The sequence below is a fragment of the Verminephrobacter aporrectodeae subsp. tuberculatae At4 genome, assembly GCF_000193225.1.
GTDB lineage: Bacteria > Pseudomonadota > Gammaproteobacteria > Burkholderiales > Burkholderiaceae_C > Acidovorax > Acidovorax aporrectodeae.
In genome coordinates this window covers 1-263 of sequence record NZ_AFAL01000595.1, presented here as the reverse complement: position 1 = coordinate 263, position 263 = coordinate 1, and the positions used below count along the sequence as shown (strand labels likewise).

Below are 263 nucleotides of genomic sequence, written 5' to 3'. Positions count from 1 at the left end.
TCAGCACCGCCGTGGTCACTGGCAGCCATCTGGTGATCACCTATACCGAAGCCAATAACCTCGACGGGACCACGCTCGCGGGCAACGCCGGCTTTACGGTCAGGAGCCTCAGGGGCGCGGACATCACCGTCACCCGCGCCGTGGTGGATGCGACGGCCAAGACCGTCACGCTCACGCTCAGCCGTGCCGTGGCCCGCGACGAGGTCGTGGTCCTCAAATACGCCAAGCCCGCATCCGACCCTATGGTCCAGGACGCTGCCGGC

At 66.9% G+C, this 263-nt stretch carries 1 protein-coding gene; it reads left to right on the top strand.

Features of this window, described 5'->3' with window-relative positions; all coding sequences use genetic code 11:
- Positions 1–11: 11 nt before the first annotated feature.
- On the top strand, positions 12–263 hold a 252-nt coding region (locus tag VTU_RS28330; protein WP_265597346.1), incomplete at its 3' end, for a SwmB domain-containing protein.